Source organism: Streptococcus sp. 400_SSPC (genome assembly GCF_001072745.1).
GTDB lineage: Bacteria > Bacillota > Bacilli > Lactobacillales > Streptococcaceae > Streptococcus > Streptococcus xiaochunlingii.
Map to the genome: position 1 here is coordinate 71333 of NZ_JVIQ01000017.1, position 23802 is coordinate 95134.

22 protein-coding genes, 1 tRNA gene and 2 pseudogenes are annotated in these 23802 nt (G+C 44.1%); 3 read left to right on the plus strand and 22 right to left on the minus strand.

Annotated features, from left to right (window positions below; all coding sequences use genetic code 11):
- Positions 1-6: 6 nt before the first annotated feature.
- The 9 genes and pseudogenes from coaE to ADH49_RS03510 form a co-directional block, all read right to left on the minus strand.
- Positions 7-603: a dephospho-CoA kinase gene (coaE, locus tag ADH49_RS03470; RefSeq protein WP_048689609.1), complete on the minus strand. Its 597-nt coding sequence runs from the start codon at positions 601-603 to the stop codon at positions 7-9.
- Positions 604-1428 carry a DNA-formamidopyrimidine glycosylase gene (gene mutM / locus ADH49_RS03475; RefSeq protein WP_048689612.1) on the minus strand — a complete coding sequence of 275 codons (825 nt, stop codon included), beginning with the start codon at positions 1426-1428 and terminating at the stop codon, positions 604-606.
- A gap of 45 nt (positions 1429-1473) precedes the next feature.
- Complete coding sequence (era, locus tag ADH49_RS03480; RefSeq protein ID WP_048689615.1) at positions 1474-2373, minus strand: GTPase Era; 900 nt, start codon at positions 2371-2373, stop codon at positions 1474-1476.
- Positions 2374-2402: 29 nt separating this feature from the next.
- The gene (locus ADH49_RS03485) at positions 2403-2801 is read right to left on the minus strand and encodes a diacylglycerol kinase family protein (protein WP_048689618.1); all 399 of its coding nucleotides are present in this window, start codon (positions 2799-2801) and stop codon (positions 2403-2405) included.
- Positions 2782-3279: an rRNA maturation RNase YbeY gene (ybeY, locus tag ADH49_RS03490; protein WP_048689623.1), complete on the minus strand. Its 498-nt coding sequence runs from the start codon at positions 3277-3279 to the stop codon at positions 2782-2784. The genes ADH49_RS03485 and ybeY overlap by 20 nt, the downstream gene beginning before the upstream one ends.
- A 91-nt stretch (positions 3280-3370) precedes the next feature.
- Positions 3371-5107: a tetracycline efflux ABC transporter Tet(46) subunit B gene (gene tetB(46) / locus ADH49_RS03495; RefSeq protein ID WP_048689626.1), complete on the minus strand. Its 1737-nt coding sequence runs from the start codon at positions 5105-5107 to the stop codon at positions 3371-3373.
- Position 5108: 1 nt separating this feature from the next.
- Entirely contained in the window at positions 5109-6833 is a 1725-nt protein-coding gene (tetA(46), locus tag ADH49_RS03500; RefSeq protein WP_048689629.1) for a tetracycline efflux ABC transporter Tet(46) subunit A, read from the minus strand.
- 394 nt (positions 6834-7227) lie between these two features.
- Positions 7228-7300: transfer RNA gene (locus ADH49_RS03505), tRNA-Thr, on the minus strand.
- 50 nt (positions 7301-7350) lie between these two features.
- Positions 7351-7536: pseudogene (locus ADH49_RS03510) on the minus strand (N-acetyltransferase); the annotation flags it as partial.
- Between the two features lie 188 nt (positions 7537-7724).
- On the opposite strand from ADH49_RS03510, the gene ald reads away from it, so the two are divergent.
- Positions 7725-8837 carry an alanine dehydrogenase gene (gene ald, locus ADH49_RS03515; RefSeq protein WP_048689632.1) on the plus strand — a complete coding sequence of 371 codons (1113 nt, stop codon included), beginning with the start codon at positions 7725-7727 and terminating at the stop codon, positions 8835-8837.
- 47 nt (positions 8838-8884) lie between these two features.
- On the opposite strand, the gene ADH49_RS03520 is transcribed toward ald, so the two are convergent.
- The 7 genes from ADH49_RS03520 to rplK form a co-directional block, all read right to left on the minus strand.
- On the minus strand, positions 8885-9883 hold the full coding sequence (locus tag ADH49_RS03520) for a PhoH family protein (RefSeq protein WP_172605100.1): 999 nt from the start codon (positions 9881-9883) through the stop codon (positions 8885-8887).
- 90 nt (positions 9884-9973) lie between these two features.
- On the minus strand, positions 9974-10189 hold the full coding sequence (locus ADH49_RS03525; protein WP_048689636.1) for a YozE family protein: 216 nt from the start codon (positions 10187-10189) through the stop codon (positions 9974-9976).
- Between the two features lie 10 nt (positions 10190-10199).
- A complete protein-coding gene (cvfB, locus tag ADH49_RS03530) occupies positions 10200-11054 on the minus strand; it encodes an RNA-binding virulence regulatory protein CvfB (RefSeq protein ID WP_048689640.1) in 855 nt (284 codons plus the stop codon).
- Between the two features lie 106 nt (positions 11055-11160).
- A complete protein-coding gene (frr, locus tag ADH49_RS03535; protein ID WP_048689643.1) occupies positions 11161-11718 on the minus strand; it encodes a ribosome recycling factor in 558 nt (185 codons plus the stop codon).
- Positions 11719-11736: 18 nt separating this feature from the next.
- Entirely contained in the window at positions 11737-12468 is a 732-nt protein-coding gene (gene pyrH / locus ADH49_RS03540; RefSeq protein WP_006595852.1) for a UMP kinase, read from the minus strand.
- A gap of 180 nt (positions 12469-12648) precedes the next feature.
- On the minus strand, positions 12649-13338 hold the full coding sequence (gene rplA, locus ADH49_RS03545; protein WP_048689645.1) for a 50S ribosomal protein L1: 690 nt from the start codon (positions 13336-13338) through the stop codon (positions 12649-12651).
- Positions 13339-13435: 97 nt separating this feature from the next.
- Positions 13436-13861: a 50S ribosomal protein L11 gene (gene rplK, locus ADH49_RS03550; protein ID WP_006595850.1), complete on the minus strand. Its 426-nt coding sequence runs from the start codon at positions 13859-13861 to the stop codon at positions 13436-13438.
- A gap of 160 nt (positions 13862-14021) precedes the next feature.
- Here rplK and ADH49_RS03555 point away from each other — a divergent pair, with 160 nt between their 5' ends.
- On the plus strand, positions 14022-14366 hold the full coding sequence (locus ADH49_RS03555; RefSeq protein WP_048689649.1) for a DUF3397 family protein: 345 nt from the start codon (positions 14022-14024) through the stop codon (positions 14364-14366).
- 60 nt (positions 14367-14426) lie between these two features.
- Here the strand turns inward: ADH49_RS03555 and ADH49_RS03560 are convergent, their stop codons facing one another.
- The 5 genes and pseudogenes from ADH49_RS03560 to ADH49_RS03585 form a co-directional block, all read right to left on the minus strand.
- Positions 14427-16772 (minus strand): HAD-IC family P-type ATPase, encoded by a 2346-nt coding sequence (locus ADH49_RS03560; RefSeq protein WP_048689652.1) that lies wholly within the window; start codon positions 16770-16772, stop codon positions 14427-14429.
- An 84-nt stretch (positions 16773-16856) separates the two neighbouring features.
- Positions 16857-17243 carry a VOC family protein gene (locus tag ADH49_RS03565; RefSeq protein ID WP_048689655.1) on the minus strand — a complete coding sequence of 129 codons (387 nt, stop codon included), beginning with the start codon at positions 17241-17243 and terminating at the stop codon, positions 16857-16859.
- A gap of 101 nt (positions 17244-17344) precedes the next feature.
- Complete coding sequence (locus tag ADH49_RS03570; RefSeq protein WP_048689658.1) at positions 17345-19699, minus strand: DNA translocase FtsK; 2355 nt, start codon at positions 19697-19699, stop codon at positions 17345-17347.
- A 102-nt stretch (positions 19700-19801) separates the two neighbouring features.
- Positions 19802-20356: pseudogene (locus tag ADH49_RS10475) on the minus strand (hypothetical protein).
- A 66-nt stretch (positions 20357-20422) separates the two neighbouring features.
- Positions 20423-21187 carry a hypothetical protein gene (locus tag ADH49_RS03585; protein WP_048689665.1) on the minus strand — a complete coding sequence of 255 codons (765 nt, stop codon included), beginning with the start codon at positions 21185-21187 and terminating at the stop codon, positions 20423-20425.
- Positions 21188-21380: 193 nt separating this feature from the next.
- On the opposite strand from ADH49_RS03585, the gene ADH49_RS03590 reads away from it, so the two are divergent.
- Positions 21381-22205, plus strand: a complete 825-nt coding sequence (locus ADH49_RS03590) for a peptidylprolyl isomerase (protein ID WP_048689668.1) — start codon at positions 21381-21383, stop codon at positions 22203-22205.
- 33 nt (positions 22206-22238) lie between these two features.
- Here the strand turns inward: ADH49_RS03590 and ADH49_RS03595 are convergent, their stop codons facing one another.
- Positions 22239-23780 (minus strand): ABC-F family ATP-binding cassette domain-containing protein, encoded by a 1542-nt coding sequence (locus ADH49_RS03595; protein WP_048689672.1) that lies wholly within the window; start codon positions 23778-23780, stop codon positions 22239-22241.
- Positions 23781-23802: the final 22 nt, after the last annotated feature.

A 23802-nucleotide genomic window follows, 5' to 3' on the forward strand; every position in this document is an offset into this window, starting at 1 on the left:
ATAGGATCATCTTCTTTCTATTTGTTCTAAAGCACGATCGATTTCCTGATAGAGGTGATCACGCTGGCTATTGTTATCGATCACGAGATCGACAAGAGTTTTTTTCTCATCTAGAGGCATCTGGGCTGCTAAACGATCGCGCGCCTGGACCTCTGTTAAGGCATTGCGCTCCATCAAACGTTCTAACTGAGTATCTTCCGTCACATATACCAGCCAGACTTGGTCAAACCAGTCCAGATATCCCTGCTCGATTAACAAGGGGATATCCATGAAAAAGATGTCTTCTGTTGCAGCTTGTCGGTCCCGTTCTCGCGCCAGAGCTTTGCGAATGATGTCCCCTTGTACTTGGTTGGACCAGGCAATCTCTTTCTGGCTTGAAAAGATGCGTTGAGCCAGAGCAGGACGATTCAAGTCTCCTGTATCTAGAAGGATGTCCCTTCCAAAATGATCTACCAAAGCTTGATAGAGTTCTCCACCTGGTGCCTGCAAATCATGGACTACTTGATCAGCATCAATGACAGGATATCCTTTTTCTCTCAAATAGGAGGTGACAGTAGACTTTCCTGAAGCAATTCCTCCTGTTAATCCGATGATTCTTGCCATCTAGTTCTCCTTTTGACAGTGGGGGCAAAAATGGGTTCCGCGTCCCCCCAGCTGGATTTTCTCAATCGGAGTCCCGCAGCGCAAACAAGGCTGGCCTGTTTTCCCATAGACCTGGTGTTCTTCCTGCATGGTGCCATCCTCACCAAATGCATTGCTGTAGGAGCGAATGGTGGAACCACCCTTTTCAACAGCCTGAGCAAGCACGGCAATCGTTTCTTTGCGAACGGCTTTGGCTTCTCTAGCAGTCAAGCTTTGACCCAAACGGGCTGGATGAACCTTGGCTCGATAAAGAACCTCATCCACATAAATATTGCCCAAACCAGCTACTAATTTTTGGTCTAAAAGAGCTGATTTAATGGGTTTCTTTGATTTTTTAAGAGCTGCTTGGAAGGCTGGGTCTTTAAAATCCGCTTCCGTCGGCTCTGGACCAATTTTTTTCGCCAAAAAATAGCTGTCGACAAGCTCAGGTACTAGGACTTCCATGGTCCCAAACTTGCGGACATCTTCATAGACCAGAGTGCTACCATCTGTAAAATGAAAGAAGACATGGGCATGCTTGCGAAGAGGAACCTCGTCTGGATAAAAGAAATACTTGCCTTCCATCCGCAAATGCGAGATGAGGACCAGATCCGTCAGATAAAATAAAAGGTATTTCCCACGGCGCCCCATGGCCCGAATTTCTTGACCTGGAAGATCTTGACAAAAAGCATCTAGATCCGTATGAATCATCTTTGGATACTTTACTTCCATTGACTGAATGGTTTTTCCAAGAATTAATTTCTCAAGACCGCGTCGGACAGTCTCTACTTCTGGTAATTCAGGCATAGAACTCCTTTCAAAAACAAGAAGCAGGCTTCTGCCCACCTCTTTTTAATATTCTTTTTCGTTGTATCCGAAATCGGCAAGATCCAATTTCTTATCCCGCCAATTTTTCTTGACCTTGACCCAGGTTTCTAGGAAGACCTTATCCCCTAGCATGAGCTCGATATCCTTACGCGCAAGGGTCCCGATCTTCTTGAGCATGGCCCCACCTTTTCCGATGACAATGCCTTTTTGGCTATCGCGCTCGACCATGATGGTTGCACGGATATGAACCTTATCTGTCTCTTCATCCCGCTTCATAGAATCCACCACTACGGCAACAGAGTGGGGAATTTCTTCCCGCGTTAAATGCAAGACCTTCTCACGGATCATTTCAGAGACCAAGAAACGCTCTGGGTGGTCAGTGATTTGATCAGCAGGGAAATATTGGAAACCTTCTTCTAAGTTTTCGCTCAAAATATCAATCAAATGCGAAACATTGTTTCCTTGAAGGGCTGAAATCGGCACAATTTCTTTGAACTCCATCTGACTACGGAAGTCATCGATTTGCGCCAAGAGTTGGTCAGGGTGCACCTTGTCGATCTTGTTGACCACCAGAATAACCGGCACCTTAGCAGCCTTGAGGCGCTCGATGATCATGTCATCGCCTTTCCCACGTGGCTCATCTGCTGGCACCATAAAGAGAACGGTATCGACTTCTCGAAGGGTGCTATAGGCCGACTCTACCATGAAGTCTCCAAGCGCTGTCTTGGGTTTGTGAATCCCTGGGGTATCGATAAAGACGATCTGTTCCTTATCGGTCGTGTAGATTCCCATAATCTTGTTGCGCGTTGTCTGCGCTTTATCACTCATGATGGCAATTTTTTGCCCCATGACGTGGTTCAAAAAAGTTGACTTCCCGACATTGGGACGTCCTAAAATGGCTACAAAGCCTGATTTAAATGTCATAGTTTCCTTTCATGAGGGAAGTCTCCCTCTTATCCAAATACCAAAGCCCACAACTTGGGCACAAATATGATGAGACCTGTCACAAAGGCAAAGCCCGAAATAACGAGAACCGCTCCTGCGGCCATATCCTTGGCATTCTTTGCCAGCATGGAGAAATGGTAATCACTCGCCAAATCCACTACATTTTCAAGAGCAGAATTCATGATTTCAAAGGCAATGACCAAAGAAACACTTAAGAGTAGAAAGAGCCACTCTGTTGCTGAAATGCCAAAAAGGAAGCCTGCAACAATCGCTAAGATAGCTGAAAGTGCATGCTTACGCATATTTCGTTCCTCTTTAAAGGCTGTGAAAATCCCTGTTAAAGCAAATTCAAGACTGGCAATCAGTTCTCGATTTTTCCATTTTCGTTTATTGTCTTGTGAGTCCATAGGCTGTCAAAATCTCTTCCTGTAAGCCAAACATTTCCTTCTCTTCTTCCGGCGTATAGTGATCATAACCGTTGATATGAAGGAAGCCATGCACTGCTAAAAAGCCCATCTCGCGCTCAAAGCTATGGCCATACTCAGCAGCTTGCTCACGCGCCTTGTCTACAGAAATAAAGAGCTCTCCAATATAGGTATCAAACTCTGCCATCATTTCTGCCAATTCTGGATGGTCTTCTAAATCTTCTTCCGAAAAAGCAATGTCCATCTCTGGTTTGTATTCCAGACTGATCACATCCGTTGGGCGATCCGTATCCCGGTATTCCAAGTTCAATTCATGGCTACGTTCGTTGGTTACAAAGGTCACTGCCATTTCCTTGTCTTCTTTGCCCAATTTTTTTGCAGCAAATTCTAAAATTTCCTGGGTTTGTTTGATCATTTCTTCAGAGACTTGACCGGTCTCATCAACCATTTCAATATACATCTTGGATCACCTCACTATCATTTCAATTATAGCATAAAAATAGCGTATATACTAGAATACACGCTACTTTTACTATTTGAAGAATGCCCTTTTATTCAACCGTCTGTTGGATAGCTTGCATCTGGGCATAGATACCACCATGGGCAATCAAGTCTTCATGTTGGCCCCGTTCGACAATGCGTCCTTCTGATAGAACCAAGATCTGATCCGCATCTTGAATGGTCGATAAGCGATGGGCAATGATAAAGGTGGTCCGCCCCTTTTGCAGGACTGCCATAGCCTTCTGGATAACTTCTTCTGTTTCCGTATCGATGTGAGAGGTAGCCTCATCCAAAATCAGAATTTGCGGATTCATATAGAGGGTCCGAGCAAAGGAAATCAATTGGCGCTCCCCGCTTGAGAAGGCAGATCCCTTTTCAACCACTGGATGGTCAATTCCCTTTTCTAATCTCTGGATCATAGGCAGGGCACCGACCTGTTTTAGAGCATCCAAGACGCGATCACGGTCGATATCTGTTTGACTCATGGCCACATTGCTAGCAATGGTCCCTGAGAACAGATAGGGATCCTGCAGGACAATCCCCATATGGCTTCGTAGGCTCTCACGAGAGACTTGGCGAATATCTTGACCATCGATCAAAATCGCTCCTTCTTGAGGATCATAAAAACGATAGAGCAGGTTCATAATCGAAGACTTACCTGATCCAGTATGGCCCACAAGAGCGATGGTTTCCCCTGGACTAGCCTGAAAGGCAATATCCCGCAGAACTGGTTTGCCTTCTTCATAGGCAAATTGAACGTCGTCAAACACGACTTCTGCCTTTTCTATCTTCAGTTCCGATGCACCATCGGCCTCCAAAGGTTGGTCCAAGAAAGCAAGGACGCGGCTCCCCGTTTCTAAGGATCGCCGAATATTTGGGAATTGACGACTAAGGGCAGCCATTAGTTCAAAGAGATTCATGACATAGTTGATATTGATAAACAAGAAACCAGCCGTCACACCAATATTCCCTTTTAAGTAAGACATGCCAGCGATGGTCAAAATACCTGCAATGACCAAATACTTGAGCAATTCCGTCAAGGTCCAAGAAGCGATTGAATCAGCTAAAAGAATCCGGTCATTAGCCCCTAGCATCTTCTGCGTAGTGGCTTCAAACTCCTCGATAACATGGGGCTCTTGACCGTAGAGTTGGATCATGCTGGCACCATGCAAGAGTTCATTGACCTGGGTATTGACCTCGCTTCTCGCATCAAAGAAATCCTTCATCGGTTGGTCCGTCATAACCTTATAGAGATACTGGATCCCATAGAAAATCGGAAAGACCAAACACAAGAGAAGGCCAATCATAGGACTCAGGTAAAAGAGAATCCCTAGAACGAAGAGAAAACGTACTAAAAAGATGATCAACACCATACAGGAGTTATAAAACTGAGTCCGCAAGGTTTCCGTATCATTGACAATTCTTGTCGCGATCTTTCCAGCCGGCTTATCATCAAAATAAGAGATAGGTAGCCCTTGCATGACTTGAAAGGCTTGGTCTCTTAGGTTAGCCGTCACTTGATTGCTTCCGTGTAGCAAGATCCGATTTCCTAGGTAGCTAATCAGCTGTCCAATGCTCAAGACCAAGAGATAAAAACCTCCCATCTGGAGTAGCTGATCTTGCTCTCCACCATGGGTCAGTGCAGTCAAAGGCCCATCAATCATCTTTTGAAGAACGAATGGAGACAACTCAGAAAAGATGGTGGCTAATAAGAGACAAATAAAGCCAACAAGAAAGACTGTAGGATAAAGCGTGATCCTAGATAATAATCGTTTCAATACTTTCATCTTATTCTCCTTCCTGTTTTTGTTGCCGTTGGTATTGTTCGTAGTACCAACCCTCTTGAGCCAGCAGATCACAAGCCCTGCCTTCTTCTACAATCTGTCCTTGATCCAAGACGATGATCCAATCCGCCTGATGGACAGCAGACAAGCGATGGGAAACAATAATGGTCGTCTTGTCTTTTCGTTCTTTTTGAATGGTGTCAATAATGGCCTGTTCGGTCTTGGCATCCACTGCTGAAAGGGAATCATCTAACAACAAGAGATCTGCATCTCTTAAGAAGGCACGCGCCAGAGAGATCCGTTGTTTTTGACCTCCTGATACAGAGACCCCTTTCTCACCGATCATGGTGTCCATTCCCTGAGACATCCGCTCGAGATCATCCGCAAAAGCAGCTTGGGCTACCGCTTCCACTATATCCTCGTCACTAGCACCATTTTTACCCAGAGCGATATTATCACGAATGGACTTGGAGAATAAAATATGTTCTTGGGAAACGTAACCAATTTTATCTTCAATGGAACGCCGATTGTAGGCAACGACCGGTTGCTGGTTAATCAAGAATCCTCCCTCACCAACTGGGTACTGTCGCAAGAACTGTCGGATTAGGGTCGTCTTTCCTGATCCTGTACGACCAACAATCCCTACTGTTTGGCCTTTCTGAACGGTCCAATAAATACCTGACAGGCTCTTTCGCTCAGCACCAGGATAGCGGAAGGAATAATCCTTAAACTCTACCGAATCAATTTGTGTCAAGTAATGCGGACCATCTGGCTCTAAATCATCTGTTTCATCAATCACTTCTTTTAACTTCTTAAAGGACATTTGCCCTGTCTGATAGACCAAGATAAAATCTGATAGCATCCACATAGGCTCAACCAAGAAGACCAAATACAGTTGCAAGGCCAAGAGTTTTCCTAAGCTCAATTGCCCACTAGCTAAGGATTGACCTCCAAATACCAAGAGTAAGACAGTCGAAACTCCAATAAACAACAGAGCTAAAGGGCCAAAAGAATATTGAATAGAGGCGATCTTATCTCCTGTTTTAGCAAGACTAGCTGTTTTTGTTTGGAACTGTTTGACCTGCTGCTCCCGTCTACTATAGGCACGCATGACCCGAATCCCTTCGATAGACTCCAAGACCTCATCGTTTAACTGCGCAACTGCTTCCCGGTTTTGCTCAATGTAGTCCTCCTGCTTTTTACTCAAAAAATAGGTGGATACGACAAGAAAAATCATGGGAATAAAGCAAATCAAGGTCAATTGCCAAGAAAGGAAAAACATGGCCAATATAATAAAGGTAAATAAACCGCCACCATAAAGGATGATCATCATACCATAACCAGCCATATCGGCCATGCCATCGACATCTGTCGTGAAGCGCGTCAAGAGATCTCCTGAACGGAATTTCTCAAAAAAGGGACGTCGCATAGCTACTAGCTTACGAAACGCTTGCTCCTGAAGGGTCGACTTAAAATGGATGGACGACTGAAAAAGGCGCAACTGCCAATAAAAAGCCGTCAAATAGTTAAGGATGGCCGATCCTACCAAGAGGACCATATCCCATACAAAGTTAGATTGTGTCAGCGTCTGCTGACTCAAATGATCCACTAAGCGCTGGATGACTTGCGTCGGGATCAATAAAGTGTAATCATAAAGAATCAGGACCATAGCGATCTTCACATATCGCCACTTGCGCTCCCTGATATACTCCCAAATAGCTCTGATCATATATTCTCCTTTTCAAAATGGCACAGAAAAAACCCAAGCAAGGAGCTGAGTACATACTCAGTCCACACTTGGGCCTTCTGATGCCTATCACCAATTCAGTTAAGGCGGGTAAAAATGCATACAAAAAACCCAAGACAGACTCCTCCATCTTGGGTTCCATTTATAGTTTACATTGAACTCAACTGAGATTGGAGAAGCTGTGTATTCAATTGTGTCATCAAAACATCTACTTTGTTCATGATGGTTTTCTCCTTTCTCTTTGTTGTTCTAACTTTACCACTTATTTCCTTGCTTGTCAACGCATTTTTGAAAATTGTTGAAAAAAGCTGGACTTTTAAAAATGGACTCGCAAAAAAAGAAGCCTAAATCTTCTCTAAGCTTCTCTCTTCTGCTATGCTAGTTGCCGGGATTGAACCGGCGACCTCATCCTTACCATGGATGCGCTCTACCGACTGAGCTAAACCAGCAGTACCTATCTAATATATCATGGAGATAGGTCTTTTGTCAATATTCTGACTCATTTTTCTGCGAAATATTCTTCCTTTGTGAGGACATAATGAACTCTCGTCACCATTCGCCCTTCTTCATGCAGGTCTAGCATCGCGTAGGGTTCTTCGTGAGAAAATTTCATCCCTGATTTGGCCATCACCCGTCCAGAAGCTGGGTTGTCCTGATCACGGGCGGCAAGGAGCTGGTTCATCCCCCATTCGTTTCCCATACTTTCTTGAGGAAAGAAACTTCAATTTTTTCTTGCTTTTTAACCCACTTTTCTATAAAATAAAAACAATCAATTAAAAGAGTTGGATAAGGAGTGAAAAGGTCATTGAGTTAGGAGAGGAATCTCACACCAATGGCCTTTTTACACCCATATCTAAGTAAGGAGAAATAATCATGTTAATCGGTATCCCAAAAGAAATTAAAAACAATGAAAATCGTGTTGGTTTGACACCTGCAGGTGTACAAAGCTTGGTGAAGAAAGGCCATCAGGTTTTGGTGGAAACCAATGCCGGACTCGGTTCTGGCTTTGCAGATGAAGATTACGTTAAACAAGGGGCAACTATCGTTGCAACTGCTGCAGAAGCTTGGTCAGCTGAATTGGTGGTCAAAGTCAAGGAACCCCTCGCTGAAGAGTATGGCTTCCTTCGTGAAGACCTCTTGCTCTTCACCTACTTGCACATGGCTGCTGCCCCTGAATTAGCAGATGCCATGGTGACTGCCAAGACAACTGGGGTGGCTTACGAAACGGTACGAGACCTTGAAGGACAATTGCCTCTTTTGGTACCAATGAGTGAGGTTGCTGGACGAATGGCCGTTCAAATCGGGGCTCACTTCCTCACTAAACAAGAAGGTGGATCTGGCGTCCTCCTAGGTGGGGTACCTGGTGTTCCTAAAGGGAAAGTTACCATCATCGGTGGTGGAGTCGTTGGAACCCACGCAGCTCGGATCGCTCTTGGACTCGGCGCCCAAGTTACCATCTTGGATATCAGCGCTAAACGCTTGTCTGTCCTAGAAGATGTCTTTGGTCACCAAATCCAAACCCTCATGTCCAATCCATTTAACATTGAAGCCAGTGTCCGTGATGCCGATGTTGTCATCGGAGCCGTCCTAATCCCTGGAGCTAAAGCTCCTAAATTAGTGACAGACGATATGGTCAAACAAATGCGTCCAGGTTCTGTCATCGTGGACGTAGCCGTCGACCAAGGTGGTGTTATTGAAACTGCAGACCGTGTGACAACACATACGGAGCCTGTTTACGAAAAACATGGTGTGCTCCACTATGCCGTTGCCAATATCCCAGGCGCTGTCGCTCGTACTTCTACCATTGCCCTCACCAATGTAACCCTTCCTTATGTCGAATCTTTGGCTGACAAAGGTTTCCATAAGGCCATCGCCCTTGATGAAGGATTGCGCCAAGGTGTTACTACTTACCAAGGCCATATCACAAGCCAACCAGTTGCAGAAGGGCTAGAACGCAACTTCACACCAATTGATGAATTGGTTTAATTTCTAATATTTAAAAGGCAAAGATCATAAAATCTTTGCCTCTTCTTTTATTCTGCTTCTTCTTCCACATCCAGTTTTTCTTTGAGGACTGGATTCGGAATGGGCTCGTAGGCCCGGATAATCTCTGCTACTACTGGATGACGAACAACATCCTTGGCAGAGAAATGCACAAAGTCAATCTGAGAAATATTTTTTAATTTCTCCTGAGCATCAATCAAACCGGATTTGACATTTCGAGGGAGGTCAATCTGGCTGGTATCTCCATTGACAATCATCTTGGAGTTAAAACCAAGACGGGTCAAAAACATCTTCATCTGCATGATGGTGGTATTTTGCGCTTCATCGAGGATGACAAAGGCATCGTCCAAGGTCCGCCCCCGCATATAAGCCAAAGGCGCAATCTCGATAATCTCCCGCTCCATCATCCGAGTAGTTTGGTCTTTCCCTAAAATCTGGTAGAGAGCATCATAGACCGGTCGTAGATAAGGGTCCACTTTTTCCTTGAGATCTCCTGGAAGGAAACCAAGGCTCTCTCCTGCTTCTACAGCTGGACGGGTCAAAATGATCCTCTTAACTTGACCACGCTTGAGGGCGGTGACGGCCAAGGTCACCGCTAAGAAGGTTTTCCCTGTCCCGGCTGGTCCAATCCCGAAGGTCACATCATGGTGCTTGACACTATCGACATAAATCTTTTGCCCCAGCGTTTTGACCCGAATGGGCTTGCCGTAGCTATCCTTGATGATTTCTTCTTCATACAAGGCGACGAACTTATCCAACTCATCATTACGAACCATTTGAATAGCTGTTACGACATCCGGCGTCCCGATGATCATACCACGATTCACCAAGATCAGCAAAGCCTCAATGACTTGTCTAGCTTTCTCACAATCTTCTTCTTGCCCAATGACCTGGACAATTTCTGTTCGTGCATGGATGATCACATCCAACTCTTGCTCCATCAAACGCAAATGACGCTCATTGGATCCAAACAGATGGAAGAGATCATCTGGATGACTTAATTGAATATCAATTGAATGTTCTTTCAAATAAAGAACCTCTCTATTTCTGTAAGTTTTCTCTATTATAACAAAGTGACCGAGAATTGACCATCCCCGGCTCACCACTATCTCCTGTTACTAATGACCTAAGTATTCTTCCCAGATCGCATCAAATTCTCCTAGATTAAAGGAGAAACTGGCATGTTCTTCCAGAAAGCGGCTGACCTCATCAAAATCATCTGTATGTTTTGGAAAGGCAGACTCATGAAAAGCTAGATCAGCTAGCAAGGCTTTCGGAGCATTGCTTTTGGGATTGCGCTCTGTCATCAGCCAAGTGTAAAATGATTTTCGCATAAGGCTCCTCTTAGATTAGTTCCGTTCCAAACTGGTCTTGCTTGATTTTTTTCGCTTTCATCAAGCCACCCAGAGCCTTTTTGAACTGCCCCTTGGAAATTCCAAAGGTTGCCTTAATCTCTTCTGGGGAGGACTTGTCATTCAAGGTCATAAAGCCACCATTCCCCTCCAAGTAGGCCAAAATCATCTGCGCATCGTTTTCAAGCATTTCAAACGAGCGTGGTTTCAAGGACAAATTCAAGGTCCGATCCACCTCTCGGAAACCGATGACCCGAGCATCTAAGACTTGTCCCAAACGGGGTTCGGCATAGCGCTCACTTGGATGGATAAAGCCCAGCATATTGTTTTCAGGCAGGTAAACAAAGGTCCCTGAAAGTTTTAAGCGATAGACGATGGCCGGCCAGTTCTGGTTTTGCATATTGTTGTAGGCTGGACGAGCAATTCGTTGGAAGTCTTCTTGGTAGGCCAAGACACCCCAGATCCGATCTTTTTTATCAACTTCTAGGCTAACAAAGAGTTTATCGCCTTTTTTCGGCCACAGATCCTTGATTTCTGGCAAAATATCCAGAGAGACGACAATCTCCTTATCGGGTAGACCCGTATCGACAAATACACCCAGGTCCTTGCGAACTTCAGTCACTGTCCCCCAGCCAAATTGGTCCTGACGGGCTGTGACTTCTAGGGTGGTCAGACGCAAACGTTGCTTCATATCCGTATAGGCAAAGCCCTTGACGGATTCTCCAAGTGCATGCTCTCCTTCAGACTTGTCCAAGGCATAAGTCTGCCCATCCTTCTGGACAAAGTAAAAGCGATCATTCTCATCCGTTACAAGGCCCACGATATCATGTGCGAGGTTGGTATTCATTTTTTCCTTCTTTCTGGCTAAAGCTCATCAATAGCCCCTTAATGGAAATAAAACTCAGCCAGCAGTGCCAACTGAGTTCATTTCCTCTGTAAACTGCTGGAAATGATTAAACTTCAAGCAATTCTTTTTCTTTGTGTGCTGTCATTTCATCAACATGTTTCACAGCATCATCGGTTACTTTTTGGATCTCTTTCTCAAGATTCTTCAATTCATCTTCAGTGATTTCTTTAGCTTTTTCTTGCTTCTTCGCTTCATCCATCGCATCACGACGAATGTTACGGATCGCTACTTTAGCATTTTCACCGACTTTTTTCACTTCTTTGGCCAAGTCACGACGAGTTTCTTCTGTCAAAGCTGGGATGACCAAACGGATAACCGAACCATCGTTGGCTGGAGTAATGCCAAGATCAGAAGCATTCAAAGCGTGCTCGATATCTTTCAATGAAGACTTGTCAAAAGGTGTGATCAACATCACACGAGCTTCTGGAATGGTAATCGATGCGATTTGATTCAATGGAGTATCAACTCCGTAATATTGAACATAAATACGATCCAAGAGACTTGCATTTGCACGGCCTGCACGGATACTTCCAAATTCACGTCCCAAACTTTGGTGAGACTGAGTCATTCTTTCTTTAGCTTTTTCTACGATTGGATTTGCCATTTTATTCCTCTAACTTCCTTATTTTTCTACATTATTAGAAACAGTAGTACCGATATTTTCTCCAAAGACAACGCGTTTGATGTTCCCTGGCTCATTCATGTTGAAAACGACTAAGTCAATATCATTGTCCATTGAGATGGTCGATGCTGTCGAATCCATGATACGAAGGCCTTTATTGATGACATCACGGTGAGTTAATTCTTCAAACTTCACAGCTGTCTTGTCTTTCTTTGGATCAGCATTATAAACGCCGTCAACACCATTCTTAGCCATCAAGATTGCGTCTGCTTCAATTTCAGCGGCACGAAGAGCAGCCGTTGTATCCGTTGAGAAGTATGGAGAACCAATGCCTGCACCAAAGATAACAATACGCTCTTTTTCCAAGTGACGAAGGGCACGGCCGCGGATATAAGGCTCAGCGACTTGTTGCATGGCAATCGCTGTTTGGACACGCGTATCTACTCCAACCTGTTGAAGAGAATCCGCCATCACCAAGGCATTCATAACTGTTCCAAGCATTCCAGTGTAATCTGCTTGAACGCGATCCATACCTGCTTCCGCCGCAGGTTCTCCACGCCAGAGATTTCCTCCACCGATAACGAGAGCAATTTCAATTCCAAGGTCATGAACTTCTTTGATTTCAAGGGCCATCTTTTGAACCGTTTTGATATCAATTCCGACACCACGCTCACCAGCTAATGCTTCACCTGATAACTTAATTAAAATACGTTTATACTTAGGTTCTACCATTTTGTCACTCCTTCTTTAATCTGTATTATTTTACCACAAAAAGCGTTTTTTATATAGTGATATTTATCAAAAATATTTTAAACCTTCCAACTTCAATTCCCTGCCAGAAGTTAGATATATTTTTAGAATTAAGTGAAAGAATTGTCAAAAAAGCTACCCGAAGGTAGCTTTGATTTCTAATTAAAGTGAGTTAACATCCACTTTGATACCAGGACCTTGAGTTGTAGTCAAAGTCAAGCTAGTTACATAAGTACCTTTAGCTGTAGCTGGTTTTGCTTTTTGGATAACATCGTTGAAAGCTTTGAAGTTTTCAGCCAATTTGTCAGCGTCAAATGACACTTTACCGATGATCGCTTGTACGATACCTGCACGGTCAGCACGGTAAGTGATTTTACCACCTTTAGACTCTTCAACTGCTTTAGCAACATCCATTGTTACAGTACCAGTTTTAGGGTTTGGCATCAAGTTACGTGGTCCAAGGACACGTCCAAGACGTCCAACAAGAGCCATCATGTCAGGTGTAGCGATAACAACGTCGAAGTCCAACCAACCATCGTTGATTTTCGCAACAAGGTCATCTTCACCTACGAAGTCTGCACCAGCAGCTTTTGCTTCTTCAGCTTTTGCACCACGTGCAAATACAAGAACGCGAGCAGTTTTACCAGTTCCGTTTGGCAATACCATTGCACCACGGATTTGTTGGTCAGCTTTTTTCACGTCGATGTTCAAGTTGTAAGCAACTTCTACAGTTGCGTCAAATTTTGCAAAGTTAGTTTCTTTTGCAAGAGCTACAGCTTCTTCTACGCTGTATGCTTTTGTGCTGTCGATTTTTTCAAGTGCAGCACGAAGTTGTTTGCTTTTTTTAGCCATTTTATCTTTCTCCTTGTAATGTGGTCATATCGATTTTCATCTCCCACGTCACTCGTCTCATGATCAAGTGTATTGCGGGCAAATAGGATTGTTACAATTAGTCAGTAACAGTGAATCCCATAGAACGAGCAGTACCTTCGATCATACGCATTGCAGACTCAATGTTTGCAGCGTTCAAATCTGGCATCTTAGTTTCAGCAATTTCTTGTACTTGCGCACGAGTAACTGTTGCAACTTTCGTTTTGTTAGGTGTACCTGATCCTTTTTCAACACCTGCAGCTTTTTTCAAAAGAACAGCAGCTGGTGGTGTTTTTGTAACGAAATCAAATGATTTATCTTCATAAACAGTGATCACAACTGGGATAATCATTCCAGCTTGGTCAGCTGTACGAGCGTTAAACTCTTTAGTGAATCCCATGATGTTGATACCTGCTTGACCAAGTGCTGGTCCAACCGGTGGAGCTGGAGTAGCTTTACCAGCAGGGATTTGCAATTTTACAAGTTTTTCGACTTTTTTAGCCATTTCTTAAATCCTCCTTTGTGGTTTTGGCGGTAATTACAGATTTTTACCTCCCACAAGTATGCTCTGCGCATACCTTTCTATTATACACTATTTTCTTCCGAATGCAAGAAAAAATTTCATTTCCATCACACTTTTTTTACTTTTGTGATAAAATGGAGGTATGTTAATAAAAGTTGCTTCCCTTGTATTTATTTTTTTGACCCTGATTCTCAGTGGGATTATTATTCGAGTCTTTAAACTGCATCGATATGGCTGGAATTTTGCCGATCTAGCTTTTCCTCTGTTCGCGCTTGAATACTATTTAATTTCAGATGCGGCTTACTATCATAATTTGTTGCCGCAATTATTATTGGCCTTGTCCCTCTTAGCTATCGGCTTGACTATCTATTTCTTGAAAAAGAGACATAGCTTTTACTATCCGAAATTTTTTAAGTACTTTTGGCGCGCAGGTTTTCTCATTACCTTCTTCCTATACCTCATTATGACGATTAGTCTCTTTATCTGATTTTAATAATAAAATAACGGTATTAACTAGATCCAAGATGGTTTAGCTAATACCGTTTTTCTATTTGTTTCTGGACTTATGCAGATGGGTCACCAAGGTATATACAAGACGATTCATCACCCATAAGACTCCTTCCATGACTAGTCCTAGGACAAGGGTCAAGATCCAGCCAGTCAGATGAAGCTGACTGAGATTAAAAATGGAAGAAAATACAAAGACCGACAGACAAAATCCTGCTACATTTAGAAGGATAATGCCCAATTTTACATGATTAAAGGGAAGGCTGAGTTGGTATACTTTTGTAAAGCCAATCAAAGCTAGCAGGTAAATCGAGATGGTCGAAATATCTCCCTGACTTAATCCAAGGAAAGGACCCAGAACCACAAGAAAAAGGACCGATATGAGATTGGTCAAGGCAGCTGGAAGAGCCTGCTCTATCACGGTTTCAATAAAGTCTCCTTCTATCCGGGCACGATTCTTCTCCAGGGCTAGTAAGAAACCGGGGATTCCAATGGTAAATCCACTGATCAAGGACATTTGAGAAGCCTGAATGGGATAAGTGAAAGCAAAGAGAATAGCCAAGATAGCCAATAATATTGAAAAGATATTCTTGACCAAAAAGAGACTCGCTGAACGTTGAATATTGTTGACCACTCGGCGACCTTCATCCACAATCGACGGCATGTGGGAGAAGTCTGAGTCTAAAAGCACAACCTGAGCTACCTTTTTGGTCGCATCGTGTCCCGTATTCATGGCAATACTACAATCAGCTTTTTTCATAGCGAGGATATCATTGACCCCATCTCCTGTCATTCCAACCTTATGACCATCCGCCTGCAAGCTCTCTACGAGGATTTGTTTTTGCTCTGGACTAACTCGTCCAAAGACTGTGTAGGACCGTGCTGCATCTACTACCTCCTCATATGTCTTAAGCTGACTCGCATCGACCACTTGATCTGCATCAGGAATACCTGCTTTCTGAGCAACGGCAGCAACTGTCACAGGATGATCCCCTGAGATAACTTTGATGGTCACCCCTTGTTTTTTGAAATAGGCGAAAGTTTCAGGGGCAGTCGATCGTATAGGATTCTCCAAGACCAAGGCTAGAAGGGGAAGGACTGGAGCTTCTAATACTTCCGTCAACTGCTCCCCCTGGTAATGCCCCAAAATAAGGACACGCGCTCCTCGTTCGATCTCTCGCTGCCAGACTTCTTGGTAAGCATCGAGATCATCTCTGAGCAAAACATCCGGTGCTCCTAATAGGTAGATCCCTTGTTGGAACTGAAGTCCCCCGAATTTCTTCTTAGATGAAAAAGGAAGACGGTCTTGGACGGTCCAAACTTCACTTGTTTGGACTGAGTGATACTGCCGAATGGCCGTGATGGTATCATTCTGATCCTCACTGGCCTGAAGATAGTGACTTAATATTTCTTTGCCTTCTTTTTCATCTAGTGCCAAGGGGAGGAGATCACTCACCTGCATCCTGTGTTCGGTAATGGTTCCCGTCTTGTCTAAACAAAGGACGTCGATACGAGATAGGGTTTCAATTCCCTTCATACTGTTGAGTAAGACCTTTTGAAGGGCTAAGCGGGTTGCTCCAAGCACCAAGGCCAGGGTCATTAAGAGGTAGAGTCCTTCTGGGATCATCCCAATGATGGCACCAACCATAGAGGTGATGCTAACTTTGAGGGAGTCTTGATTTCCTAGATAGCTCTGCAAGAACAAGAGCAAGCCAATCGGGATGAGAATCATTCCGATCATTCGGACGAGACCATCCACCGCATGAACCATTTCGGATTCTTCGTGTCCCTTGACTTTCTTAGCAGATAGACTCAGCTGATTAATATAAGACGCATCTCCTACTTGTTCTAAGACGGCAACTGCTTGACCAGAGATGACAAAACTTCCTGACATGAGTTTCTGATTCTCACCTATAGGGATTTCATCTGCTTCACCTGTTAATTGAGACTCATCGACCATGATCGAGCCATCCAGAACCTTGGCATCCGCATAGATTTGATCCCCTGCTTGGAACAAGACGACATCCCCCTCTACCACCTGGTCGACAGGAAGATCCAGCCGTTCTCCTTCTCGAATCACTCGAGCTTTCTCCACTTGAAGGAGGCGCATCTTATTCAAAATCCGCCGAGACCGCAATTCTTGAACAATCCCAATCAAGGAGTTAACGACCACAATGGGAACAAATAACATATTGTTCCAAGACCGTACTAGTATCAATAAGATAGCTAGAATACCAAAAACCAGGTTGAAATAGGTAAAGACATTTGAATAAATAATCTCTCTGGTCGACTTTTCTGCCGTGATGGTTACTCGATTTTGTTTTCCTTCTCTGATTCTGCTTTGGACTTGCTCATTCGTTAGCCCGCTATATCGCTTCTCTTCCATATTTTCTTCTTTCTTTTTTCTGTATCTAGTTTAGCAAAAAGAATGTCTTCTGGCTTGGGACTAGAGACCGAAGATTGTGTAGACCTATTCGTGAAGTTCAAGAGGCAAGCCATCGGGATCAAAGAAGAAGGCCATTTTGCGCCCATCAAAATCATCCACCCGTAGTTCTGTATGAGGGATTCCTAATTGGTCAAACTCTGCTAGACAGGCTTGGACATCTTCCACTTTAAAAGCCAGATGACGGAGACCGGTATGCTCTGGATGAGGGAGAAAGGGTCTCTTGGGGGCATCTGGTTTGATAAATATTTCCAAGGTCAGGTTTCCTTTTCGAATATTAAAGAGAATATCCTGCTTTTCTGGTCGATGGTGTTCGTCTAAAGGTTCAAAGCCTAACTTATCTACATAAAATTCTCTGGTTTTATCATAATCGTGGCCAATAATGGCAATGTGGTGAATGGTATCGAGATGCATCTACTGTCCTTTTCTTTTTTATCGTAAACAAAACCTGCCCCTTGTACAGGCAGGTTTTTGCTATTGTCAAATATCTCATTCCTTCTTCATTTAAAGAAAGATTAATTGGTCTGTAAGACCTTTCTTGGCTTGGTTCCTTCAGCTGGTCCGATGACACCCGCTGCTTCCAAGTCTTCCATGAGGCGAGTGGCCCGGTTAAAACCAACCGATAAGCGACGCTGAATCATCGAAGCACTGGCTTTTTGAGTTTCAATCACGAGCGCCTTTGCCTCTTCAAAGAGAGGATCGCCTTCGTCTGAGCCACCCATACCTCCATCAAAGTCTGACTCAGATACTTCACCTGGATCAAAGGCATCATCATAATCCGCTTCAGCTTGCTCTTTGACGAAGTTAACAATCCGCTCCACATCGTCATCTGAGATAAAGGAGCCTTGCAGACGGATTGGATGATTTTCATCGATCGGTTTAAAGAGCATGTCTCCACGACCAAGCAGTTTCTCCGCTCCATTTTCATCCAAGATGGTCCGTGAGTCGGTCCCGGATGATACCGCAAAAGCGACACGAGAAGGCACATTGGCCTTGATCAAACCTGAGATAACGTCAACCGATGGCCGCTGGGTTGCCAAGATCATGTGGATCCCTGCTGCACGCGCCTTCTGTCCCAGACGAATAATGGCATCTTCCACTTCTTTACTTGCGACCATCATCAAGTCTGCCAACTCATCGACAATGACCACAATCAATGGAAGGGGCACTTGCTTCATCTCAGACTGGACATTGTACTCAGCCACCTTGGCATTAAAGCCAGCAATATTGCGAGCTCCCACTTTTGAGAAGAGCTCATAGCGATTTTCCATCTCATCGACAACCTTTTGTAGGGCCCGACTGGCCTTGCGTGGGTTGGTCACCACTGGGATCAAAAGGTGGGGAATATCATTGTAGACAGAAAGCTCCACCATCTTTGGATCGACCATCATAAATTTGACTTCGTCCGGACGGGCCTTCATCAAGATACTCGAAATAATGCCATTGACCGCTACCGACTTACCAGAACCGGTCGAACCCGCTACCAAGAGGTGGGGCATCCGAGCCAAATCAAAGGTCCGAGCTGAGCCATCTACAGCCTTCCCAAGAGGAATCTCAAGGAGTTTGGTAGGATCAGTTTTGGACTGTTCCCACAATTCACGGAAAGAAACGGTCGCAATCTCTGAGTTGGGCACCTCAATCCCGACCAGAGACTTCCCTGGAATCGGTGCTTCAATCCGCACATCCTTGGCTGCTAGGGCCAAGGCCAAATCATCTGCTAGGTTGGAGATGCGGTTGACCCGCACACCGACAGCCGGTTTTACTTCATACTTAGTAACAGAGGGGCCGATTTCCGCCCGCTCCACTGTCGCCTTGATATTGAAACTTGCAAAGGTCTCTTCCAAAATGCGAATATTCTGACGAACGATATTTTTCTCTTTGGATTGATTTTTCGGCTTGTCAGGTGCGAAGAGATCAATGGTTGGAAGTTTGTATTGAAGGAGTTCCTTAGGCGTGAAGTCTACAGTGACTTCTTCATCCATATCCTCCTCTTCTGCGACTTCCTCCATCTCCTCTGGGTAGTCCTCCGACCATTCTTCCGAATAGCCTTCCTCTTCATTTGGTAGATAAATTTGAGGGTAGGCCTCCTCTGCAGGCGCTTCTGTTTCGATCACAGGTTCCATGACCTCGCCTGTCTCAAGATCTACAGGATAGCTTTCTATACTCATGGGACTAGCTTCTGCAAGTTGCTCGATGCGGGCAGCCTCCTCTGCTTCTGCTTGAAGGGCCTTCTTCTCTTCACGCTCGACAAAGCGCTCTTGGCGACGAATTTCCCGTTTTTCCATAAAGGAGTGAAAAGCTGCGACAGCCTGCTCGTACAAGTCATAAACCGAATAAGAACTCATCAAGAGAAGTCCTAATACAATCAAGAGCCCTCCAATGAAATAAGTCCCGATGTTCGAGAGCAAGAAGGCAATCGGCGTATATAAGATCGCTCCCAGTAAACCACCTCCTGCAAAAGAAGAGACGCGAAGGTGCACGAGGTCCCCTAAGATACGTGAGAAGGTTGGCCCGAAAGAAGAACCTTCAAGTTTCAAGAGGGAGACAAAGTAAGCTTGATAGATCAGTAGCAAGCCTGCAAAAAGACTTAAAAAGCCAGACAAGGTTCCCTCATGCTTCTCAATCCATTTAAAAAAGAAGAGGTAGACAATAACAGCCGTCATCGCTACGTAAGCCAGACTACCTACCAAGAGACGGATAAGGTTGTAGGTCACTAAGCCTAAGGCCCCTAATCGTAAAAAGGCGAAAATGAAGACGAGAGTTAAGACAATCGTCATAATCATTCGGCGAATTGCTTTTTTTCTTTCTATTTCTGCTTTAGACAGTCGTCTTGTCGACCGTGTTTTTTTTGATTGATTATTGTTTGCCATAACCTTAATTATACCACATTTCTAGACTAGTTCTCTAGTAAAATCCTTTTCTCTCATCTGCGAAAGCAACAACAAAAAACAGCACCTCACAGGTACTGTTACTTATAGATTTTTCTTTGGGTGGCGGTCGACGATAACTTGATGCTCTTTCAACGCTTGTTTTCCTTTTTCCGTCAACTGATAGCCCCGAACTGTGAACTCTTGTGCCAACTCTTCTTCGGTAAAGTGATCCGCCAAAGCTTGGTTCAAATCGGCTGCTTTCATTTTGGACAAGCCCGCGACTCCCTTCTTTTTGAGAATGGCTTTTTTCATGGTCGCATTGATATGGTCCAGCGAATCAAAAGCGGATTCGATAACTGCATACCCCTTATCTACCAAAGCCTTCAAATGTTCCGGCGCATGAATCCCATAAGTATATTCGAAGTACTTAGGAAACCAAGTCTCCGTCGTAAATGTTCCAAAATGGATCCGCTACAAGAGAATGATATCCCCCGCAAGCAAGCCATCTTGGAGCAACTCCATATTTCGTTTAGAAACAGGCTTTGGATCCAACAACCAAGCTTCCAAGTCTCTCTCAAGCGAAATATAAGGTTTCACCTCGTAATCTGCATAAAATTTTTCTAGTATATCTGAAATAGTTGTCATCTGTTTCTCCATTTTAATCCTATCTCTCTTTACCTATTTATACCTTCATTTGGAAAAATTCTGTTTTGATTGGAGGATTTATAGATAATTCCCCTCATCCTTCAAGTATTGTTGCGCCTTTCGAACGATATAGAGCGACTCATCTTCTGAAACCAACTTGCGAAAGAGCTCTTCCGCTCTAGACTTATCGCCTTTAAGAGTAGCATTCAAGGCTTGGTAGTAGATCATTTCCAACTGCTGGTACTTGAAATCATTACATAAATCTTCGAAATAGTCATTGCTTTGGTGGGCAATGGTTAAATCATAAAGAGCGAGACAGACCTTTTTAGTTTTCTCAGCTAGTGTAGGGTCTGTAATGGTCAAACCATTTAGCCTAGCCTCCAGCTCTTCTCTAGACAAATCAGTATCTGTCAGCACGATCGAACGAATAAGATAACTCTCAAAAAAGTTCTTATATTTCTGCGGTAGTTCCTTCTGGCTGAGTGCTTCCCTAGCTTCTTTTATGACAGTATCGAAATCTCCCATCATAAAAGAATAGGCAACCGATGTCAGCTTCATATCTATCTGTAAAATGGGCTTTTTCACATTCTTGTTCAACTGAAGGTATTGCTGCCAAAAAGCTAAATCTAAGTCTACATGCAGCAAGGTGTTGCACTTTTTGGTGTAGCTCTTCTTGAGCCATTGGATGAATAAAAACAAGCCTGCAAGGACCAATAAGAGGCCAGCAGTCTGAAGAAGAGTATCTCTGACCACGAACCCCACGCAAATAATCAAAAGCATTGCTAAGACGCCTGCAGATCTAATATAGAGTCCATAGTTTTTACGTAGAGTTTTATAATCCATCTTGTAGCCTCCTTTCCATGATTTGTTTTATTTTAGGAATTCGTTCATTTTCCAACAAAACGACTTACCTCCCATCATACCTCATTTTTCATAGGCCCGCAAGCTGAATATCGCCTCATTCCAAGGCTAGATTTGAATCAAATGGAAAATTAAGGTACAATAGAGGATAGACTAATGTGTTGAAAGGATTAATATGAAAAAATTAATTGCCCTACTTGTATTTTCCGGTTTAGCTTTGGCAGGATGTGGCTCTAATCAATCAGATACAAAGACATCCTCTAGCTCGGCTTCAGAAACTAAGCAAACAACTACTTCTAGCGTAGATGCTAGTGAACAAAAGAAATTAGATCAGCTTCGTAAGGATATCCAAGATGCGATGACCAATGAAAATGCGGTCTTTCCTCAGCTCTCCAACGAAGTTGCTGAAGATGAAGCTGTCGTGAAAATCACGACCAACAAAGGGGACATTACCGTTAAGCTCTTTCCGAAATACGCACCTTTAGCCGTTGAGAATTTCTTAACTCACGCTAAGGAAGGCTATTATAATGGTCTCCTCTTCCACCGCGTGATTAATAACTTTATGGTCCAAACAGGAGATCCTAAAGGAGATGGTACAGGTGGTGAGTCCATTTGGAAAGGAAAAGATACCTCTAAAGATTCAGGAGCAGGCTTTGAAAATGAATACTCCCCTTACCTCTACAATCTTCGTGGTGCTTTAGCTATGGCCAATTCTGGACCAAATACAAATGGTAGCCAATTCTATATTAACCAAAATAAAGAAGACTGGTCCAGCAAGCTTCCAACTGAGCGCTTCCCTGCTAAAATCATCGAAGCCTATAAGAATGGTGGGAACCCTACCCTTGATGGTGGGAACTACACTGTCTTTGGACAAGTCATCGACGGCATGGATGTAGTCGACAAAATCGCCGAAGTTGAAACGGACGACAAAGACAAACCAAAAGAAGATGTCAAAATTGAAAAAATGGAAATCGTAAAAGACTACGATTTCAAGAAATAAGCAAAAGAGAACCAAGCGGTTCTCTTTTTGTGTTTACGTCAATTCATTAAAGTCCCAGATTTGGTCCATCCAACCTTCATAGAAATCTGGCTCGTGGCAAACCATGAGGATCGATCCCTTGTACTCTTTAAGGGCCCGTTTCAATTCATCTTTGGCATCCACATCCAAGTGGTTGGTCGGCTCATCTAGTACCAAGACATTGTTTTCACGGTTCATCAAGAGACAGAAGCGTACCTTGGCTTGCTCCCCACCGGATAGTACCTGAATTTGGCTCTCGATATGCTTGGTCGTCAAGCCACAGCGAGCAAGGGCAGCACGAACCTCTGCTTGATTGAGAGCTGGAAAGGCATTCCAGACTGCTTCCAGCGGTGTCTGACGATTGCCCCCTTCGACCTCTTGCTCGAAATAGCCAAGCTCTAGGTAATCTCCCCGCTCTACTTCTCCAGCAATCGGTGGGATGATTCCTAGCAAGCTCTTCAAGAGAGTGGTTTTCCCGATCCCGTTGGCCCCGATGATGGCTACCTTTTGATTGCGTTCAAAGGTTAGGTTCAAAGGCTTGGTCAAAGGACGATCATACCCGATTTGAAGGTCCTTGGCTTGGAAAATGAAGCGTCCAGGAGTTCGGGCATTTTTAAATTCAAAGGATGGTTTTGGTTTCTCACTTTGCAACTCAATGAGTTCCATCTTGTCAAGCTTCTTCTGACGAGACATGGCCATATTCCGTGTAGCCACACGCGCCTTATTACGCGCTACGAAATCTTTCAAATCAGCAATCTCTTTTTGCTGGCGCTCATAAGCCGCTTCCAATTGCGATTTCTTCATTTCATAGACTTCAAGGAATTGGTAGTAATCTCCTGAATAGCGGGTCAACTGTTGATTTTCCACATGGTAGACGATGTTGATTACATCATTCAAGAAAGGAATATCGTGGGAAATGAGGACAAAGGCATTTTCATAGTTCTGCAAGTAACGTTTGAGCCAATCGATATGCTCCGCATCCAAGTAGTTGGTTGGCTCGTCCAAGAGAAGGATATCTGGTTTTTCAAGGAGCAATTTAGCCAAAAGGACCTTGGTCCGCTGCCCACCTGAAAGGGCCGTTACATCTGTCTCCATGCCAAAATCCATGACCCCAAGAGCCCGCGCCACTTCATCTATCTTGGCATCCAAGGTATAGAAATCCCGACTCTCTAACCGATCCTGGAGCTCTCCGACTTCTTCCATGAGAGCATCCATATCCGCTCCATCTTCAGCCATTTCCATATAGAGGTCATTGATGCGAGCCTCTGCTTTAAAGAGCTCGTCGAAAGCTGTCCGCAAAACATCGCGCACCGTTTGCCCTTCTTTTAGGACAGCATGCTGGTCAAGATAGCCAGCGGTCACATACTTAGACCACTCAACCTTCCCTTCGTCGGGTTGCATCTTGCCGGTCACGATGCTCATGAAGGTGGATTTCCCTTCACCATTGGCTCCAACCAAACCGATATGCTCTCCCTTTAACAAGCGGAAGGACACATCCTCAAAAATAGCCCGGTCTCCAAAGCCGTGGCTTAAATTTTTCACCTCTAAAATACTCATGATTGACTCTCTTTCATTGATT

Bases quoted from the DNA above. Each gene is read 5' to 3' on its own strand.
- coaE (WP_048689609.1), bottom strand. From the start codon at position 603: ATGGCAAGAATCATCGGATTAACAGGAGGAATTGCTTCAGGAAAGTCT.
- mutM (WP_048689612.1), bottom strand. From the start codon at position 1,428: ATGCCTGAATTACCAGAAGTAGAGACTGTCCGACGCGGTCTTGAGAAA.
- era (WP_048689615.1), bottom strand. From the start codon at position 2,373: ATGACATTTAAATCAGGCTTTGTAGCCATTTTAGGACGTCCCAATGTC.
- ADH49_RS03485 (WP_048689618.1), bottom strand. From the start codon at position 2,801: ATGGACTCACAAGACAATAAACGAAAATGGAAAAATCGAGAACTGATT.
- ybeY (WP_048689623.1), bottom strand. From the start codon at position 3,279: ATGTATATTGAAATGGTTGATGAGACCGGTCAAGTCTCTGAAGAAATG.
- ald (WP_048689632.1), top strand. From the start codon at position 7,725: ATGTTAATCGGTATCCCAAAAGAAATTAAAAACAATGAAAATCGTGTT.
- ADH49_RS03525 (WP_048689636.1), bottom strand. From the start codon at position 10,189: ATGCGAAAATCATTTTACACTTGGCTGATGACAGAGCGCAATCCCAAA.
- cvfB (WP_048689640.1), bottom strand. From the start codon at position 11,054: ATGAATACCAACCTCGCACATGATATCGTGGGCCTTGTAACGGATGAG.
- frr (WP_048689643.1), bottom strand. From the start codon at position 11,718: ATGGCAAATCCAATCGTAGAAAAAGCTAAAGAAAGAATGACTCAGTCT.
- pyrH (WP_006595852.1), bottom strand. From the start codon at position 12,468: ATGGTAGAACCTAAGTATAAACGTATTTTAATTAAGTTATCAGGTGAA.
- rplA (WP_048689645.1), bottom strand. From the start codon at position 13,338: ATGGCTAAAAAAAGCAAACAACTTCGTGCTGCACTTGAAAAAATCGAC.
- rplK (WP_006595850.1), bottom strand. From the start codon at position 13,861: ATGGCTAAAAAAGTCGAAAAACTTGTAAAATTGCAAATCCCTGCTGGT.
- ADH49_RS03555 (WP_048689649.1), top strand. From the start codon at position 14,022: ATGTTAATAAAAGTTGCTTCCCTTGTATTTATTTTTTTGACCCTGATT.
- ADH49_RS03560 (WP_048689652.1), bottom strand. From the start codon at position 16,772: ATGGAAGAGAAGCGATATAGCGGGCTAACGAATGAGCAAGTCCAAAGC.
- ADH49_RS03565 (WP_048689655.1), bottom strand. From the start codon at position 17,243: ATGCATCTCGATACCATTCACCACATTGCCATTATTGGCCACGATTAT.
- ADH49_RS03570 (WP_048689658.1), bottom strand. From the start codon at position 19,699: ATGGCAAACAATAATCAATCAAAAAAAACACGGTCGACAAGACGACTG.
- ADH49_RS03585 (WP_048689665.1), bottom strand. From the start codon at position 21,187: ATGGATTATAAAACTCTACGTAAAAACTATGGACTCTATATTAGATCT.
- ADH49_RS03590 (WP_048689668.1), top strand. From the start codon at position 21,381: ATGAAAAAATTAATTGCCCTACTTGTATTTTCCGGTTTAGCTTTGGCA.
- ADH49_RS03595 (WP_048689672.1), bottom strand. From the start codon at position 23,780: ATGAGTATTTTAGAGGTGAAAAATTTAAGCCACGGCTTTGGAGACCGG.